Consider the following 15,602-nt stretch of genomic DNA (forward strand, 5'->3'; position numbering starts at 1 on the left):
ATATTCAGTCACTCTCGGGCGATGTCGGTTGGATCTACTGATGACACAGAGTGCACCGGGAGGAGGCTGGAAGGATGGGATTCCTCGGTAGTTATGAGATCCTCAGGTGGAGTGATAAATGCGTGCGCAGCGCTGGAGGCGCGGCATTCCTGCCGTCATTGCGCCGCCTCAAAGCTATTCCTCACGAGAGCACCTCAGGAAAATGTGCTGGCTTTGAAGATGAAGCATGGTTGACGGACCAAAGGATCACTTGTTATCTCATCATCCACCAATTGATGAGTATGGATTTTCGCAAACGATGGAGGTTCCTAATGTGCGCGGCACTGGCTGCAGGCACAGCCTTCGCATCGGCGGAAATGCGCACGTGGACGGATGTAAAGGGGCGCAAGGTCCAGGCGGAATTGCTGGAGGTGGACATGACCCGCGGGGTGCGCGTCCGTCTGGCCAATGGTCGGGAAGTCTGGATTGCCATGGAGAAGCTTGCCGGCCGCGACCGGATCTTCGCCCGTACCGAGTTCGCCCGCAAACTTCGCGCAGACCAGCTACGTGATCCATTCGCTCCTAATGAACGCCAGACCAGGCCGGAAAAAGCCAAGCCCGCGGCCCGTCCGGTCGAGCCTAATTTTTCGGATCCGTGGCCGTCGGTGATCGATTCTGACATCTCGCCCGATCTCAAGTTCATCGAGCCAGAGGAGGGCGATGATTACTATGTCTGTGAAAGCGCGCACTACCGTGTCCGCACATCAGCGAGGTTGTCAAAATCGTTGAGCAAACGCTTGATGATTCTCCTGGAGTCGACCCACCGCTACTGTGCCCAGGTGCCGCTGAACTTTACCAAGCCTCGGCAGCAGCAGCCGGAGAAATTCCCTGTACGTTTGTTTGCTTCGGAGAAGGACTACCGGATGGCGGGGGGCTTGATGGGAGCTAAGGCCAGTTATAATGCGCGAAACGGAGAAGTTTTGATCACCTTGGAGGCTCTCGGAGTCAAGGAGATCGGAAACGGTTATACCAGTGATGCCTCGGGGCGTGACCAGGAGTTGGTAGCCTTGTTTGTTCGTCAATTGGCGGATCCTGCGTGGACGAAGGTGTCGTGGCTCGACCGTGGACTGGCGAGCTTCATGCGGATCACCCCGTACCGTCCGGGAAAGTTTACTCCATCCAGCATGAAGCGGCCGGTGGAGCGTTTCTTTGTCCATCCGGTTGCGGAAGTCGAAGACCAGGAATACCTGCTCGATCCCGATTATCAGAAGAGCGACATGGAAAAGTTGCTCGAGGACGCGGAGATGGAGGATACCATCGTCGAAAAGCCGTATGAACCGGGATTCGGACTTGGTACCAAGGTGGTTTCACCGCCGTTGGCCCGGTTGATGGCATTTTCAGAGCTCGAGTTCGACGCCGATTTGCTAGGGGAAGGCAAGCGATCCGCTGTGCACTATGGCGTGGCGACCTTGCTCGTTCACTATATGCTCAACGGAGATGGGGAATCGGGGAAAAAGGCTTTCCAGCAGTACCTTCGCGCTCTTCAAAAAGGGAAGGCACATGCTGAAGTGGCTCCGTTGCTTTATGGCAAGCGCACGCCGGAGCAGTTTCAAAAGGATTTTCAACGTTACTGGACCCGCGCCGGGATCGACATCTCTTTCGAGCAGCCGGGCGCGTAGTCCAGGGTTCGTTCCGGAGTTCTATTTTTGGATAGAGAAGCCCGGGGTATCGCGATGCGATTTGTCGATCTGTTGTTTGATCATCTCCACCTCCTGAGGTCGGTGAGGTGCTAGATTCTGGCTCTCGACGTGATTCGTGCTTAGATCATAGAGCTCGATTTCAGAGTTCTCCCCGTTACGCACCGCTTTCAGGTTCTGCTGGCGCACCGCCTGGCGGAAGTGCGAGTTCCCGACGTGGAAGAGCTCGAAATAGAGCGCTTCGTGCTCGGCTTGTGCCTTACCCTGCAACTCGGGGAGGAACGAAATGCCGTCGGTGTCATCGGGCGCGCTGGTTCCGGCAACCTGCGCCAGCGTTGGCATGATATCGTAAAAGGCCGACAGATGCCGAGTCACCGATCCTGCTTGGATCTTCCCATTCCAATAGGCGATCAGCGGTACCCTGATGCCGCCCTCGTAGACATCGCGCTTGTGGCCGCGGAATGGGCCGGAGCTCTGAAATGGGTTTGGGATGTGTTGCCCTTCCACGTGGGGGCCGTTGTCGCTGGTGAACAAAACCAGGGTGTTCTCCAGATCGCCGTCCTTTTCCAAGCGCTTCAGGAGGCGCCCGACCTCGCGGTCGAGCAGGGTGATTTTGGCAGCATGGCGGCGCTGCATTTCCGTCCATCCGCGATCCGCGTAGAGCGTTTGGTTTCCGATCTTGCGCTCGTGGGCATGCGGCGCGCGGTAGGACATCATTAAGAAGAAGGGTCTCTCATCGTCTTTTTCGTCGAGGAATTGCAACGCAAGATCGGTGCGGAATTCGTCCAGACAGTCGTAGCGGGTGATGTCGTAGTTGATGGATTCCTGATCTCCGTTGATCCAATGTTTGTTGGCATTGTAACGCGATGGGTTGCGGGCATCCCATTGCTCTTGGACCGAGAAATCGAAGCCGCGCGAGAATGCCCAGGTGGAGGGATCCTCTGCGACATCCAAATGCCACTTGCCTACAAATGCCGTCTGGTACCCCGCGGCCTTGAGCATCTCAGCCATCGTGGTTTCGTCTGGTTGCAGGGCGACCCTGCGGCGCTCGCCGCCGTCAAATACCCCCAAATTGCCTCGGATCGACGTGTGGCCTGCATGTTTTCCACTCATCAAGACCGCTCGCGACGGCGCGCACACCGGCGAGCCTGCGTAAAACTGCTCAAAGCGCATTCCTTCCGCTGCAAGCTTGTCGAGTGTCGGCGTTTGGATCACCTGTTGGCCATAACAGCCAAGCTCTCCGTAGCCCAAGTCGTCGGCTAGCAGTAGGACGATGTTGGGTTGTTCCGCGCGGACTTCGAATAGAACCAAAGTCATTCCGGCGAGTACTGTGAGCCATGGGGGGATTTTCATAATCAGGTTGGCGTAGATGACGGTGTGGTGCTTCACCAGTCAGCGTTTCCGCGCGGGATCTCAACGTGTCACCCTAGGTGATCTTTCATGGTACGGCTAGTTTCAGCGCGTTGGTGTTCGATTGGCTCGGGCGACATGAGAGTGCGGCCGGGCCTGAATGGCACTAACTTAAGACCCATCGCCGTCAATTCCTCCCTGAATGGGAGACGCATACCAGCCCAGGGTGACGGGAGCCTCAGGCGACCACACCCTGGGTTAATCGACGCCCCCATCCGGCCAAGCGTTCGATCCCGCCAAACCTCAGCGCCCACCCGCAGGCCGCTCCCGACACGACGAAACTCCCTAAGTTAGTGCCATTCCGGTCGGGCCTATTTCTCGCCGGTGGCGTAGAGTTCCAGCGGCAGGTCGTCCGGATCGCGGAAGAAGGTGAACCGTCGACCGGTCAGTTCGTCCTGACGGATTGGTTCGACCTCTATGCCATGCCGGCGGAGCTCGGCCGCGGCAGCTTCCAAGTCTGCCACCGCAAACGCGAGGTGACGCAAGCCCTGCGCCTCCGGCTGAGTCGGCCGCGGCGGCGGGGAGGGGAAGGAAAACAACTCAATCTGCGTGCCGTCGGCAAGCGCCAGATCCAGCTTGTAGGAGCCGCGCTCTTTGCGGTGGGTTTCCGCCACCACACGCAGCCCCAACACCTCGGTGTAGAAGGTCTTGGATCGCTGGTAATCCGAACAGATCACCGCCACGTGATGGATGCCTTGGAGTTGCATGGTGGGAGACATTAGATAGGCAACCCACTACGTGCCGGAAGAGGCTGCGGATGCGCTTGCCAAGCTATGAGCCGGGCGTGATGGGGGGATGCAACGCGCGGGTGTTCCGGCATGCCGCGGGGCCCTCTTGAGCACTCTTGCGAGGCAGGCTTGCAATCCATCCCGATGTCAATAGCAGCGCAGGGCCGACAGGGATCAGCAAGAGGCCAATCATCCAGAAGATGAAGCCTGCGAGCAGAGCCACAGGCAGCATCAGCAATCCAACTGCGGGCACCCAAAGCCACACCCATCGCTCGAAAAGCATGGCAGTGGCTCCGCAATAGAGTGCGGATAGAGCAATCACCCCGCAATTTGCAACGATCCACAGCGGAGCCTTGCCGTAATACGGGTCATACTGATCCGTAGTCAGTGGCCAGAGTAAAGGCAGAGCAGAAAGCACTGCTCCAATGACAACAACCAGTAGTCCTCTCTTGGATCGATTGTTCATGGGCTCGTGACAAAAGAGGCGAGCGTTTGTAGGCATCGCCTCCACTGCCTTGTTCGGTATGTCTTCAGCCAAATATTTTCTTTATCAGGCTGGTTGGTTTACTCAATTCCCAAAGTTCGTTTCTTAGTTTCAGTACTTCTTCATATTCTTTGTCGGTGATGAAGTTCAAACCTAGATCGTTGAAACTGCACATCCCGCCATAGGCTCTGCGGATTACTTGTTTTGCTTTTTCAGTGTTGCCTTGCTGGAGCCGTTCCAATGCGTTTCCAAAGTAGATGACCCAGTTGTCTTCTTTTGCTTTTTCAAGCAAGTGAATGAGACGCATAAGCGTGGCTTCGACTGTTTTTGATTCGCTCATCTATTTTCTACCGAACGTCAAAGGCCTCCTACACCTGCCCGTGGGCGCAGCTTAGACTGCGGGTTGTGGGTTCAACGGCCATGGAAGATTGAACTCGCGACGGGGCAGGTGTTAGTCAGCGTCGCCTTGTTCTCCTTGTAAGTCTCGAATCATCATTGTTCTTGCTGCGAGATCATGGTTCTCCAATCTGGTCATCTCATAGCCCTTCTTGTCAAAGGTAAGGAGCATTCTTGCGTAGTCGGAAGGACCGCCGCGACTACTCGTTTCTATCTGATACCATCCGCGCTTCTTTTCTACGAATTTTACATCGACGACCTGCATCTGTCCGATCACTCGATAGCCTTTGGCTTCGGGAGTGAAAATGAGAAAAAATGTCCCTCCGGTACCACCTAAGCGTGGAATACGTAGAAAAATTTCATTCTTCCCATCTCCATTCAAGTCCACCTCAGCAATATTCGCTTGCTCGGGTGGCGTTTCATTTGAGCCCTTGATCTGAATCGTTGCCAATTCCCGAATGCTCTCATCCAAATCAGCAATCTTGTGCCATTTGGTCTGGAAGACCGGTGCGCCTTTCGGGGAAGCGGGCCATTCAAATCCATCTGTTGGCGCCGCCCAGTTCCTAGGCAAATCGTCGCCTTGAGAAATTGCTGGAATCGATATTGCTGCGAATAGAAGAGTCAATAGCCGTTTCATATTTTTAGGAAAACAGTTTTCTTAGGGGAGGGGTAGTGGGGGCGCGGTGATAATGCGGGGGGCTGTGATCCAGAGGTCGGGGATCTGGCGAGTGTGGGGGCGCTGTTGTTCTTTGGAGGTTTGGAGATGTTAATGGGCGCAGTGGGGAGGACAAGAGGATTGACGGGGAATCGGTCGGTGGGTGAGGTTTTTGGAGTGGTCGCTACGTTCCGATAGCTACGCTTCCAGCGTAGTTCCGCGCCTGCGGGATGGCCCGGATGGGAAACCGGCGGTCCGAGGGGGGGCTGTGCTAACCTCTGGCGACCGCATGTGGGAACTTGGCGTCTTTGCGTCTCTGCGTGAGTATCATCGGAAGATGGCCTGCGAGCTAGATCCATGAGCGACGATGGGCATCCGGTAGTGGGCGGGAGCTTTGGTGGGTGATGGCTTGATTGATGGGGCTCGGTGACGGCATAGTGGTGAGTGCGTTTTTGCGTTGGTTACCCATGAGTGCGGAAGAATCCAGTGCGGTTGGTCAGGCGTGCCATGCGTGGCATGCGTGGCATGCGCTGGCGCGTGATGCTGTGCTGGAGGCGTTGGAGGCTCGTGAGGATGGGTTGTCGGAAGACGAGGCCGGCCGGCGGTTGGCGCTCTATGGGCCGAACCGCTTGCCGGAGTGCCAGCCGACGCCGTTGTGGCGGATTGGGTTGCGGCAGTTTTGTAGTCCGCTGATCTACATCTTGCTGATAGCGGCGGTGGTGTCGGTGGTGATTGGGGATGTGAAGGATGCGGGGTTTATTGCTGCGGTATTGGGGATCAATGCGGTGATCGGGAGCTATCAGGAGTGGAGGGCGGAACAGAGTAGCCATGCGTTGCGCAAGTTATTGCGGATCCGGGCGGCGGTGGTGCGCGACGGCGAAGTGCGCGAAGTGCCGGCGGATGCGGTGGTGCCGGGCGATGTGGTGTGGCTGGAGTCGGGCAACCGGGTGCCGGCGGATCTGCGCTTGCTCAGCGCCCATGGATTGGAGGTGGATGAATCGTTACTGACAGGTGAATCGTTGCCGGTGGCAAAGGATCCGGAGTGGTGTGGCGACGAGTCGGCGACGGTGGGCGATCAATTGAACATGGGGTTCGCGGGAGCGATCGTGACCCGCGGGCGGGCGAAGGGCGTGGTGGTGGCGACGGCCAGTGCCACGCATGTCGGGCAGTTGGCGATGGATGTGGCGGTGGCCACGGGAGGGAAGCCGCCGTTGCTCAAGCGGATGGAGCGGTTTACCAATGCGATTGCGGGCGGGACGCTGACGCTTGCCACGCTGATCGGGTTGCTGGGTGTGACGCTGGGGAACTACGATGCGTCCGAGATGTTTTTGTTTGTGGTGGCGCTTGCGGTGTCGGCGATTCCCGAGGGGCTGCCGGTGGCGATGACGGTGGCGCTTTCCATTGCCACGACGCGGATGGCGAGGCGCGGGGTGATTGTGCGTCGGCTGACGGCGGTGGAGGGCTTGGGGAGCTGTACGTTGATCGCGACGGACAAGACGGGGACGCTGACGGTGAATGAATTGACGGTGCGTGAGGTGCGCGGGGCGGATGGTGGTGTGTTTACGGTGACGGGTGAGGGGATCGCGCCGATTGGCGAGGTGCTTGCGTCGGGCGAGGCGGTGGCGGTTGGGAGTGAGCCAGGGTTGGAGCGGTTGGCTCGGGCGTGTGTGCTGTGCAACGAGGCGGATCTGCACCCGCGGGATGGTGGCTGGGTGGGGCGCGGTGATGCGGTGGATGTGGCGTTGTTGTCGTTCGGTCACAAACTAGGTTGGCTGCGTGAGGCGACGTTGGACCGCTTCCCCCAGGTGAATGAGATCCCGTTCGAGGCGGAGCATCAGTTTGCCGCGACCGTGAACCGAGGGGAGAGCGGGTTGCGGGTCTTTGTCAAAGGGGCGCCGGAGCGTGTGCTGGCCATGTGTGGCGGGGAGATCGCCGGGCTTGAGCAGGAAGCTCTGGAGATGGCGGGGCGTGGCTTGCGGGTGCTGGCGCTGGCTGAGGGGGGAGCCGATGTGGGGGCGGAGTCGGGGGATGCGCCGGCGGTGCCATCTGGGCTGTCGTTTTTGGGGTTTGTGGGAATGCTTGATCCACTGCGGCCGGGGGCGCGGGACGCGGTGGCTGCGTGTCATGAGTCGGGGGTGGAGATCACGATGGTGACCGGGGATCACCGCGTGACAGCGCTGGCGATTGCGCGGGATCTGGGGTTGGCGGATGACGAAGCCCAGGTGGTAACGGGCCCCGAGTTGGTGGGGTTGGAGTCGGAGGCGCTGGCCGATCGTGTGCGGGACGTGCGCGTGTTCGCGAGGGTGGCGCCGCGGCAGAAATTGGAGATCGTCGAGGCAGCGCGGCGTAATGGTCATTTTGTAACCGTGACGGGAGACGGAGTGAACGACGCACCGGCTTTGCGTGCGGCGAATATCGGGGTGGCGATGGGGAAAAGCGGTACGGACGTGGCGCGGGAGGCTGCTGATTTGGTGATCAGTGACGATAACTTTTCAACCATTGTGGCCGGTGTGGAGGAGGGGCGGATCGCCTACGATAACATCCGCAAGGTAATCTACCTGCTGGTCTCCACTGGCGCGGCGGAGCTGGTTCTGATGGGGTTGGCGATTGCCAATGGAATGCCACTGCCGCTGCTGCCGGTGCAGATCCTGTGGTTGAACCTGGTGACCAATGGGATCCAGGATGTGGCGCTGGCATTTGAACGCGGGGAGGGTGATGTGTTGCGGCGTCGGCCAAGGCCTCCTGGGGAATCGGTGTTCAACCGATTGATGATCGAGCGGACGGTGGTGGCCGGGTTGGTGATGGGGGTGATTGGGTTTAGTGCGTTTGATTGGATGCTGAGTCGAGGTTGGGCTGACGCGGATGCGCGCAATGCGCTGTTGTTGATGATGGTGTTGTTTGAGAACTTTCACATTGGGAACTGTCGGTCGGAGACGCGCTCTGCATTTGGGATTTCTCCATTGCGCAGCCCGATTCTGCTGGTGGGCGCGGTTGCTGCGTTTTTGATCCATCTGGCGGTGATGCATTTGCCGATCATGCAGGGCGTGCTGGGGACGGCTCCGGTGTCTGCCGAAACGTGGATGGCGGTGACGTTACTGGCGTTGGTGATTGTGCCGGCGATGGAGCTTCACAAGTGGTCGTGGTGGAGGAGGAGAGCGCAGTAAGTCGTTTTTTGGACAGGATTCACAAGATCACCATGATTTGAGCTCCGCCAATGCATGCGCAGTGCTGGAGGGACGGCATTCCTGCCGTCGGTGCGAAATGGTCCTCGGAGCAGATGGTCTGGACTCCAGAGGGCTGATGATGCCAATAAAGAAATCTGCGGAATTGGCGTCATCTGCGGACCACTGAAAACGCTCACGGGTGATCTGTTTTGAACCACAGAGGACACAGAGTTTTGTCTGTCAGCGCCTTTGGGTGAGGCGTTCCTGTTAGTGTGGTCGCTGCGCTCCGGATGGATCTGGTGGCCGGATGGGAAACCGGCGGTCCATGGGGTGCTGCGTGTTGCGGAGAGACGAAGCCTTTTTGTGGCTATCAACCCTGAAGATGTCTACGTGCAATTAGGGCACCTCTGCGTCTTTGCGTCTCTGCGTGAGTATCCCCCTCCTGAGCGAGGTAGCTCCGGATGGGAACAAAAAAAACGCCCGGCGGAGAGGAGGGCTCTCTGCCGGGCGTTGGGTGTAGTTTGCTGAAGTTACTGCCAGACCACTTCGAAGATGCGGACTTTGCCTCCGGATGGTGGGGTGATGGTCACCTGGTTGCCATTTTGTTGGATGGCGGAGGCCGGGGCGTCGCTGAGGACGATGGCCTTTTTCGCGGCCTTTGGTCCGGTCAGGGTTTGTGGCTTGTCGATGGTGTAGAAGCTGGTTGGGTCGCCGTCGGTGGTGGCGGCAACCGAGTTGGCTGCGGCACCGGCAGGGACGTCGAACTTGAACTTCTCAATGCGGAACTCGATTGGCTTGTCCGAGCTGTTGACGAGTCGGAAGAAGCGGATCTTGTCGTTTACGTTGAGTGGGTTTTGCAGTTCGCCACCGCCCTTGCGTGCGTTGAACGGCTTCCAGTTGTCTCCGTTGGTTGAAACTTCCACCTTGCAGGCATCGGCAGCGGCCGCGTTGTCGAGCTTGATGTGGATGTAGTTGCCGAAGACGCCTTCGGGAAGAGCCAGGCCGATGTGGTCGTTCGGCTGGAGCTTCACGACCTCTAGGATGCGGGCGAGGTTGACGTACTTGCCGTCGCGTTCGGCCTGGAGGTTCTGCATCGAATCGACATTGGAGAATGCCTGGTAGGCTGCGTTGTCTGCGGCGAGTTTTCCGCCCATCTTCTCGGCGGCCTTGGCCCATTCCGCGTTGAAGAGTTCATCGACCAATGGGGTGAGTACGAGAGTCGAGACTTTGCAGCCTTTTGCCCACTGTTTGTCACTGGCGAAAGTTTCTTCGAAGTGGCGTTGTTTTTGGGCGTCGTAGAAGTCCTGCTGCAGGGCTTTGCTATTGGCGATGACTGAGAACAAAGCCAGGTGGGCATTGCCGTCGCCTCCTTTGCCCGAGGCGAGTTTGACGGCAGCGGTGCCGGCATCGCCGAGGGCTTTGAACGACTTGACCCAGAACTCGATCTCGTGCCAGAGAGCGGGATCGGTCTGTGGCAGGGTGGTGATCATTTTATCGGCAGCCGCGGTGATCTCCGCGAACTCGGCGAGCAGAACCTGCGCGTCCTCCGCGCTGAGTTGCTGGTTCTGGCGGTAGTTGGCGAGTGCTTTGTCGACGGCAGGCTTGATCTCCACCGACTCCTCGCGGCGGTAGTTGTGGAACGATGGGCCCTGATCAGAGTTGTGCTTGGCGAAGACAAACATTTCCTCCGCCACGCTTGGGAAGAGACGAGGGAAGGCGGCGCGCCACGATTGCTCCGAGTCGAAGGCGTCGACGTTCCACGCCCAGTCGGCGATGCTGAACAATCCGAGCTTCGAGGCCTCCGGCTTGTCCATCGGGTTGGACGCGAAGCCTGAGAGCAGGTCTTTGTTTTCCTTGTCGAGGCCGTAGGTGCGGCCCATCAGGAGGTTGGTGCGGCAGTAATCGTTGACCGGCCAGTTCCACCAGATGAATGGTTTGCGCTGCCAGTGTTGGGACACTTCTTTGACCGCTGGGGCAGGGATGTCCGCGCAGATGCCCGGGCCGGTCCACATGATGTCGATGTCCTGGTCGAGCTGTGCGCCGAGCCTGGTTTTGTATTCATTGGCGCCGGAGCCCGAGTAGCTGGTCGGGCACATGATCAATGGAGTGACGTCCGGCTTCTTTTTAATGAAGTCGCGGTTGATCTGGTTGAGCATTTTGGCCTGCATTTCGGCGCGTGCGCCTTCGCCGCCGATATCGTCGAAGAAGACCGCGAACGAGCGCACGCCGAGGTCGTACATGGCCTCGAGTTTCTTCTGGGCGACGATGATGTCGTCCGGGGTGCCGTCGCCGTCCTTGTCATCCCAGCGGATGGACGAGCCAGGGTGGAGGGCCCAGATGAAGTTGACGTGGTGTTTTTTCGCGGCTTCGACCAGTTCGGTGATTTGTTTGGCCTGGTCGGCTGGGTATTCTTCGCGCCAGAGGTGGGAGTTGAAGCCTGAATACGGGTCGTCCTTTGGCCCGTAGATGTAGGCATTCATCTTGTATTTCCCATAGAACTCGATCTGGCTGAGGCGGCGTGCGTGTTCCCACGGTTTGCCGTAGAATCCTTCGATCGACCCGCGGAATGGAATGTCCGGCCAGTCGGCCACGCGGCAGTGGCTGAGTTTGCCGTCGGTGGCAATCATTTGCGCCAGGGTCTGGGTGGCGTAGAAGATGCCGGTGTCGTCGGCTGCGGCGATTTGGATGCCGTTGCCATCCACCTTCAGGACGTAGGCGCCCGGGGTGTCTTTGACTTTGGCCTTGGCGAGGATGGGGGTGGCGGCATCTCCAACGGTGGTGGTGATGCCGAGCTTGCCGGATGGACGTGCATTGATGGCCCTGAAGGCACCGACCAAAGCAGTGAAGTCTTTGACTTGTGCGGGGTCGAGCTGGTTGGCTGCGATATCGGCTTGCTGGGTGACGGCCTTTTGTGGTTTTGGCCAGACGTCGGTAGCTGGGTCACCGGCCAGTGCGGTGGCGCAGAGTGCGACGGATGCCAGGGAAACGGTCAATGATGAGGTGCGTGACATGATCATGAAAGCTGGAAATTAGGCGCACCCACAAACGGCCGGGCACGCCGGAATATTGCATTGAATCGATGGAATCCTCGACTGACAACCAGATTGGCCTGGAACAACGCCCACCTGAGGGATTCGGTCCAAAACGAAAGGGGGCAGCGTGGACCGCTCGATTCGATTTTAGGCAGGGTGCCGTCTAGAATCCCCAAAGCAGCGGGATGGTGATGCTGGCTACAACCCACAGCAACAGGTTGAGCGGTAGACCAACTTTGACGAAGTCTTTGAAAAGGTACCCACCGGCACCATAGACGTAGGTGTTGGTTTGGTAGCCGATCGGGGTGGTGAACGACGCGCTGGCGCCGAACATGACCGCGATGATGAATGGAATGGCGCTGTAGCCCGAGGCTTGTGCAAGGTTGATCGCAATTGGCGTAAGGAGCACCCCAACGGCGTTGTTGCTGACCAGTTCGGTGAACATGGAGGCCAGCAGGTAGACGACCGCCAACAGCACGTACGGGTGGATGGTTGAGGGAAGTCCGAGGGTCGAGACGCCTCCAGCCAAGCCGTTGGCGATGGTTTCCGCCGCGCCGGTGCTTTGCATGGCGCTGCCGACTCCGAGCATGCCGATGATGAGGAAAATAATGCGCCACTCGATGGCTTCGTAGGCGTCGCGGGTGGTGACACAGCCGCCGATGACCACGGTCAGTGCGGCGAGGAAGGCGAGGGTGAGAGTAGGCAGCACGTCGAACGCGCCCAGGCCGATGAAGCCCACCATGGCGGCAATGGCGACCGGTGCGCGCTCACGGCGGAAGGGCTGCTCCTTGGGCTCGGAAAGGGTGACGAACCCACGTTCGGCCATCAGTCGATTGATGCCCTCTTTGGTACCTTCGACGAGCAAGGTATCGCCGAACTGAAGCGGATGGGTTTCCAGATGGCTGGTGATGTTGGCACCGCGGCGGTGGATGGCGAGGATCATCGAGTTGAATCGCTGGCGGAAGGCAAGTTCCGGCAGTGTGCGGCCGGCGAGGTCGGAATCCGGGCCGACCATGCCCTCGATGAGCAAGGCTTCACGTTGTTCCAGCGGTTCGAGTCCGAGGTCGCTGCCCCAGCCGAGGTCGGTGCCCGAGGTGTCGCGCAGTTTCTGGATGCCGGTGCGGCCGGTGCGCAGAACGAGTCGGTCGCCCTGTTGGAGTTCGACGTCTGGGAGTGGGAGCAGGACGTTGACCCCGCGGCGGCGGACCTCGAGGATGTTCATTCCCTTGAGTTCTTTCGAGAGAAGATCGGTGATGGCGCGGCCTACGAGTGGGGATTCTTCACCTACGAGAACCTGCACGAGGAATTCGCGGCGCATCTCCGGAGTAAGCAATGAGCTGAGGGTTTCGCGCTCCGGCAGCAAATGGCGGCCGAAGAACCACATGTAGATTCCGCCCACGATTCCGTAGATGATGCCGAGCGGAGTAATGGAAAAGAGCGAAAAGGCATCAATGCCCATGTCGCGGGCCATTCCGTCGACCACCAGGTTGGTGGAGGTGCCGATCATTGAGCACGTACCGCCGAGGATGGTGGCGTACGAGAGCGGGATGAGCAGCTTGGAGGGCTTGGCGGAGGTGGAACGGCAGAAGGCGAGGATCACTGGCATCATCACCACCACCACCGGTGTGTTGTTCATCACTGCCGAGATTAGCAGCGGGAACGTCATGATCAGTAGCAGGGCGCGCTTTTCACTGCCTTTGGCAAAATGGAGGAACTGATCGCCCAGCGTTTCAATCAAGCCGGTGCGCTCCAGCGCCACGCTGACCACGAACAAACAGGCAATGGTCAGAGGTGCGGGGTTGGAGAACCCAAGCGCCCAGTCGGAGATGTCGAGGATTCCAAGAGCCAACAAAATGGCCGTGCCCAGCAGCGCGGTGAGCTCTGTGGACAGCCATTCTTTGATAAAGCTAATCGTGCAGCCGATGACGACGGCGATGACGATGAGTTGGTCAGTCGTGAAATCCATTGAGGGGGAGAAAGCGGAGTCGTGCGGTTAGGTGGACGAAATCAATCGTTGTTCGAACCTGTAGGGCACGCGCCACCATGGTGGTCAGTCGGCTTTCCTTCAAGAGGGAATCGTGAAATTTGAGGAGAGGGAGGAGGGCTGAGAGAGAACGAACGATTCTTCCTATAAGTCTTATAGGTCCTATAAGACTTATAGATGTGACGCCTAAACTAACAGGATTATCAGAATCCCCAGAACAACGGAATGGCGACACTGGCGACGATCCAGAGGATGATATTGAGCGGCAGTCCGACGCGAATGAAGTCTTTGAACAGGTAACCACCGGCGCCGTAGACGTAGGTGTTGGTTTGGTAGCCGATGGGAGTGGAGAAGGATGCGCTGGCGCCGAACATGATGGCGACGATGAAGGGGATCGGATCGTAGCCAGCGGCGTTGGCCAGGTTGACGGCGATGGGGGTGAGCAGGGCTCCGACCGCGTTGTTACTGATGAGTTCGGCGAAGACTGAAGCCATCAGGTAGACAAGAGAGAGCAGGACGTAGGGGTGCCAGAATGGGCTGAGGGAGAAGACATCGATGCCGGCGGTGAGACCTTCTGCGAGGGTTTGTGCGGTGCCGCTGGATTGCATCGCACTGCCGATGCCGAGCATACCGATGATGAGGAAGATGATGCGCCATTGGATGGCATCGTAGGCGTCGGTGGGGGTGACGCAGCCGCCGGCGACGACGACGAGTGCGGCCAGAAATGCGAGGGTGAGCGTGGGGGCGACGTTCAACGCGCCGAGCACGACGAAGCCGATCATGGCGGCGAGGGCGATGGGGGCGCGCTTGCGGCGGAACTTTTGTTGGCGGGGCTCGGAAAGGGTGACGAAGCCGCGTTGGTTCATCAGACGCTCGATCCCTTCGTTGGTGCCCTCGACGAGCAAGGTGTCGCCGAACTGCAAGGGATGGCTTTCGAGTTGGTTGGTGATGTTGGTGCCGCGGCGGTGGATGGCGAGGATGAGCGAATTGAAGCGTTGGCGGAAGCGCAGTTGTTTCAACGTGCGGCCGGCCATGGGTGAGTCGGGGCCGATCATACCTTCGATCATGAGGGCTTCGCGAGATTCCATGGGTTCGAGGCCGAGTTCGCTGCCCCAGCCGAGGTCGGTGTCTTCGGTGCTTTTGAGTTTCTCGATGCCGCTGCGGCCAGTGCGCAGAACGAGTCGGTCACCGGGTTGGAGCTCGACGTCAGGGAGTGGGGCGAGCACGTTGACGCCGCGGCGGCGGACTTCGAGCACATGCATGCCTTTGAGTTGTTTTGCGAGAAGCTGGGATAGAGCTCGATCGATCAGAGGCGAGTCTTCTCCCACCTCGACCTGCACCAGGAACTCTCGTTTCATCTCTGGCGTTAGTAGCGACCCGAGAGTCTCGCGGTCGGGGAGCAAATGGCGGCCAAAGAACCACATGTAGGCGACCCCGATGATGCTGTAGACAATTCCCAGCGGAGTGATGGAAAAGAGCGAGAAGGGCTCGACGCCCAAGTCGGTGGCCATGCCGTCGACGACCAGGTTGGTGGAGGTTCCGACCATCGAGCAGGTGCCTCCGAGGATCGCGGCGTAAGAGAGTGGGATGAGGAGTTTGGATGGCTTGGCTTCGGTTGAGCGGCAGAAGGCGACGAGGATGGGCATCATGACCACGACGACCGGTGTGTTGTTGGTGAAGGCTGAAATGACCAGCGGAAAGGACATGACGAGCAGGAACGCTCGGGTCTGGCTGCCTTTGGCGAGGCGGAGGAATTGGTCGCCGAGAGTTTCGATCAGACCGGTGCGCTCAAGTGCGATACTGACGACAAACAAACACGCGATCGTCAGCGGGGCCGGGTTGGCGAAGCCGGCGGTGAAGTGATCGAGGTTCAGGATGCCGGTGGCGAGTAGGATTGCCGCGCCTATCATCGCGGTGATTTCTGTAGCGATCCATTCTTTGATGAAACAAACCGTGCACCCGACCACGACGGCAAGAACGATGAGTTGGTCGGGAGTAAATGACATGGCGAAAACGGGCGGGGTTGGGGACCGGCTAGATGGGATACGAATGGGGGCGGGCGTTGGATAGGGG

9 protein-coding genes are annotated in these 15,602 nt (G+C 58.9%); 2 read left to right on the plus strand and 7 right to left on the minus strand.

Annotated features, from left to right (window positions below; translation table 11 throughout):
* Positions 1-275 precede the first annotated feature (275 nt).
* Positions 276-1,658, plus strand: coding sequence for a hypothetical protein (locus G3M56_RS06335; RefSeq protein ID WP_164362964.1), 1,383 nt, complete (start codon positions 276-278; stop codon positions 1,656-1,658).
* 21 nt (positions 1,659-1,679) lie between these two features.
* Here G3M56_RS06335 and G3M56_RS06340 read toward each other — a convergent pair whose 3' ends face one another.
* The 4 genes from G3M56_RS06340 to G3M56_RS06355 form a co-directional block, all read right to left on the minus strand.
* The gene (locus G3M56_RS06340) at positions 1,680-3,029 is read right to left on the minus strand and encodes a sulfatase-like hydrolase/transferase (RefSeq protein ID WP_164362967.1); all 1,350 of its coding nucleotides are present in this window, start codon (positions 3,027-3,029) and stop codon (positions 1,680-1,682) included.
* A gap of 368 nt (positions 3,030-3,397) precedes the next feature.
* Entirely contained in the window at positions 3,398-3,793 is a 396-nt protein-coding gene (gene gloA2 / locus G3M56_RS06345; RefSeq protein WP_164363025.1) for an SMU1112c/YaeR family gloxylase I-like metalloprotein, read from the minus strand.
* A 551-nt stretch (positions 3,794-4,344) separates the two neighbouring features.
* On the minus strand, positions 4,345-4,638 hold the full coding sequence (locus G3M56_RS06350; protein WP_164362969.1) for a DUF6966 domain-containing protein: 294 nt from the start codon (positions 4,636-4,638) through the stop codon (positions 4,345-4,347).
* 111 nt (positions 4,639-4,749) lie between these two features.
* Positions 4,750-5,331, minus strand: a complete 582-nt coding sequence (locus tag G3M56_RS06355) for a hypothetical protein (protein WP_164362971.1) — start codon at positions 5,329-5,331, stop codon at positions 4,750-4,752.
* A gap of 485 nt (positions 5,332-5,816) precedes the next feature.
* Here G3M56_RS06355 and G3M56_RS06360 point away from each other — a divergent pair, with 485 nt between their 5' ends.
* On the plus strand, positions 5,817-8,513 hold the full coding sequence (locus G3M56_RS06360) for a cation-translocating P-type ATPase (protein WP_164362973.1): 2,697 nt from the start codon (positions 5,817-5,819) through the stop codon (positions 8,511-8,513).
* 530 nt (positions 8,514-9,043) lie between these two features.
* Here G3M56_RS06360 and G3M56_RS06365 read toward each other — a convergent pair.
* From G3M56_RS06365 to G3M56_RS06375, 3 genes are all read right to left on the minus strand, one after another.
* On the minus strand, positions 9,044-11,524 hold the full coding sequence (locus G3M56_RS06365) for a glycoside hydrolase family 84 protein (RefSeq protein WP_164362975.1): 2,481 nt from the start codon (positions 11,522-11,524) through the stop codon (positions 9,044-9,046).
* A 184-nt stretch (positions 11,525-11,708) separates the two neighbouring features.
* On the minus strand, positions 11,709-13,511 hold the full coding sequence (locus G3M56_RS06370) for an SLC13 family permease (protein WP_164362976.1): 1,803 nt from the start codon (positions 13,509-13,511) through the stop codon (positions 11,709-11,711).
* Between the two features lie 221 nt (positions 13,512-13,732).
* On the minus strand, positions 13,733-15,535 hold the full coding sequence (locus tag G3M56_RS06375; protein WP_164362977.1) for an SLC13 family permease: 1,803 nt from the start codon (positions 15,533-15,535) through the stop codon (positions 13,733-13,735).
* Positions 15,536-15,602: the final 67 nt, after the last annotated feature.

The organism is Sulfuriroseicoccus oceanibius (genome assembly GCF_010681825.2).
Classification (GTDB): Bacteria; Verrucomicrobiota; Verrucomicrobiia; order Verrucomicrobiales; family SLCJ01; genus Sulfuriroseicoccus; species Sulfuriroseicoccus oceanibius.

What these genes read in the sequence shown, in the direction of transcription:
- G3M56_RS06335 (WP_164362964.1), top strand. Translation starts at nt 276, where the DNA reads ATGAGTATGGATTTTCGCAAACGATGGAGGTTCCTAATGTGCGCGGCA.
- G3M56_RS06340 (WP_164362967.1), bottom strand. Translation starts at nt 3,029, where the DNA reads ATGAAAATCCCCCCATGGCTCACAGTACTCGCCGGAATGACTTTGGTT.
- gloA2 (WP_164363025.1), bottom strand. Translation starts at nt 3,793, where the DNA reads ATGCAACTCCAAGGCATCCATCACGTGGCGGTGATCTGTTCGGATTAC.
- G3M56_RS06350 (WP_164362969.1), bottom strand. Translation starts at nt 4,638, where the DNA reads ATGAGCGAATCAAAAACAGTCGAAGCCACGCTTATGCGTCTCATTCAC.
- G3M56_RS06355 (WP_164362971.1), bottom strand. Translation starts at nt 5,331, where the DNA reads ATGAAACGGCTATTGACTCTTCTATTCGCAGCAATATCGATTCCAGCA.
- G3M56_RS06360 (WP_164362973.1), top strand. Translation starts at nt 5,817, where the DNA reads ATGAGTGCGGAAGAATCCAGTGCGGTTGGTCAGGCGTGCCATGCGTGG.
- G3M56_RS06365 (WP_164362975.1), bottom strand. Translation starts at nt 11,524, where the DNA reads ATGTCACGCACCTCATCATTGACCGTTTCCCTGGCATCCGTCGCACTC.
- G3M56_RS06370 (WP_164362976.1), bottom strand. Translation starts at nt 13,511, where the DNA reads ATGGATTTCACGACTGACCAACTCATCGTCATCGCCGTCGTCATCGGC.
- G3M56_RS06375 (WP_164362977.1), bottom strand. Translation starts at nt 15,535, where the DNA reads ATGTCATTTACTCCCGACCAACTCATCGTTCTTGCCGTCGTGGTCGGG.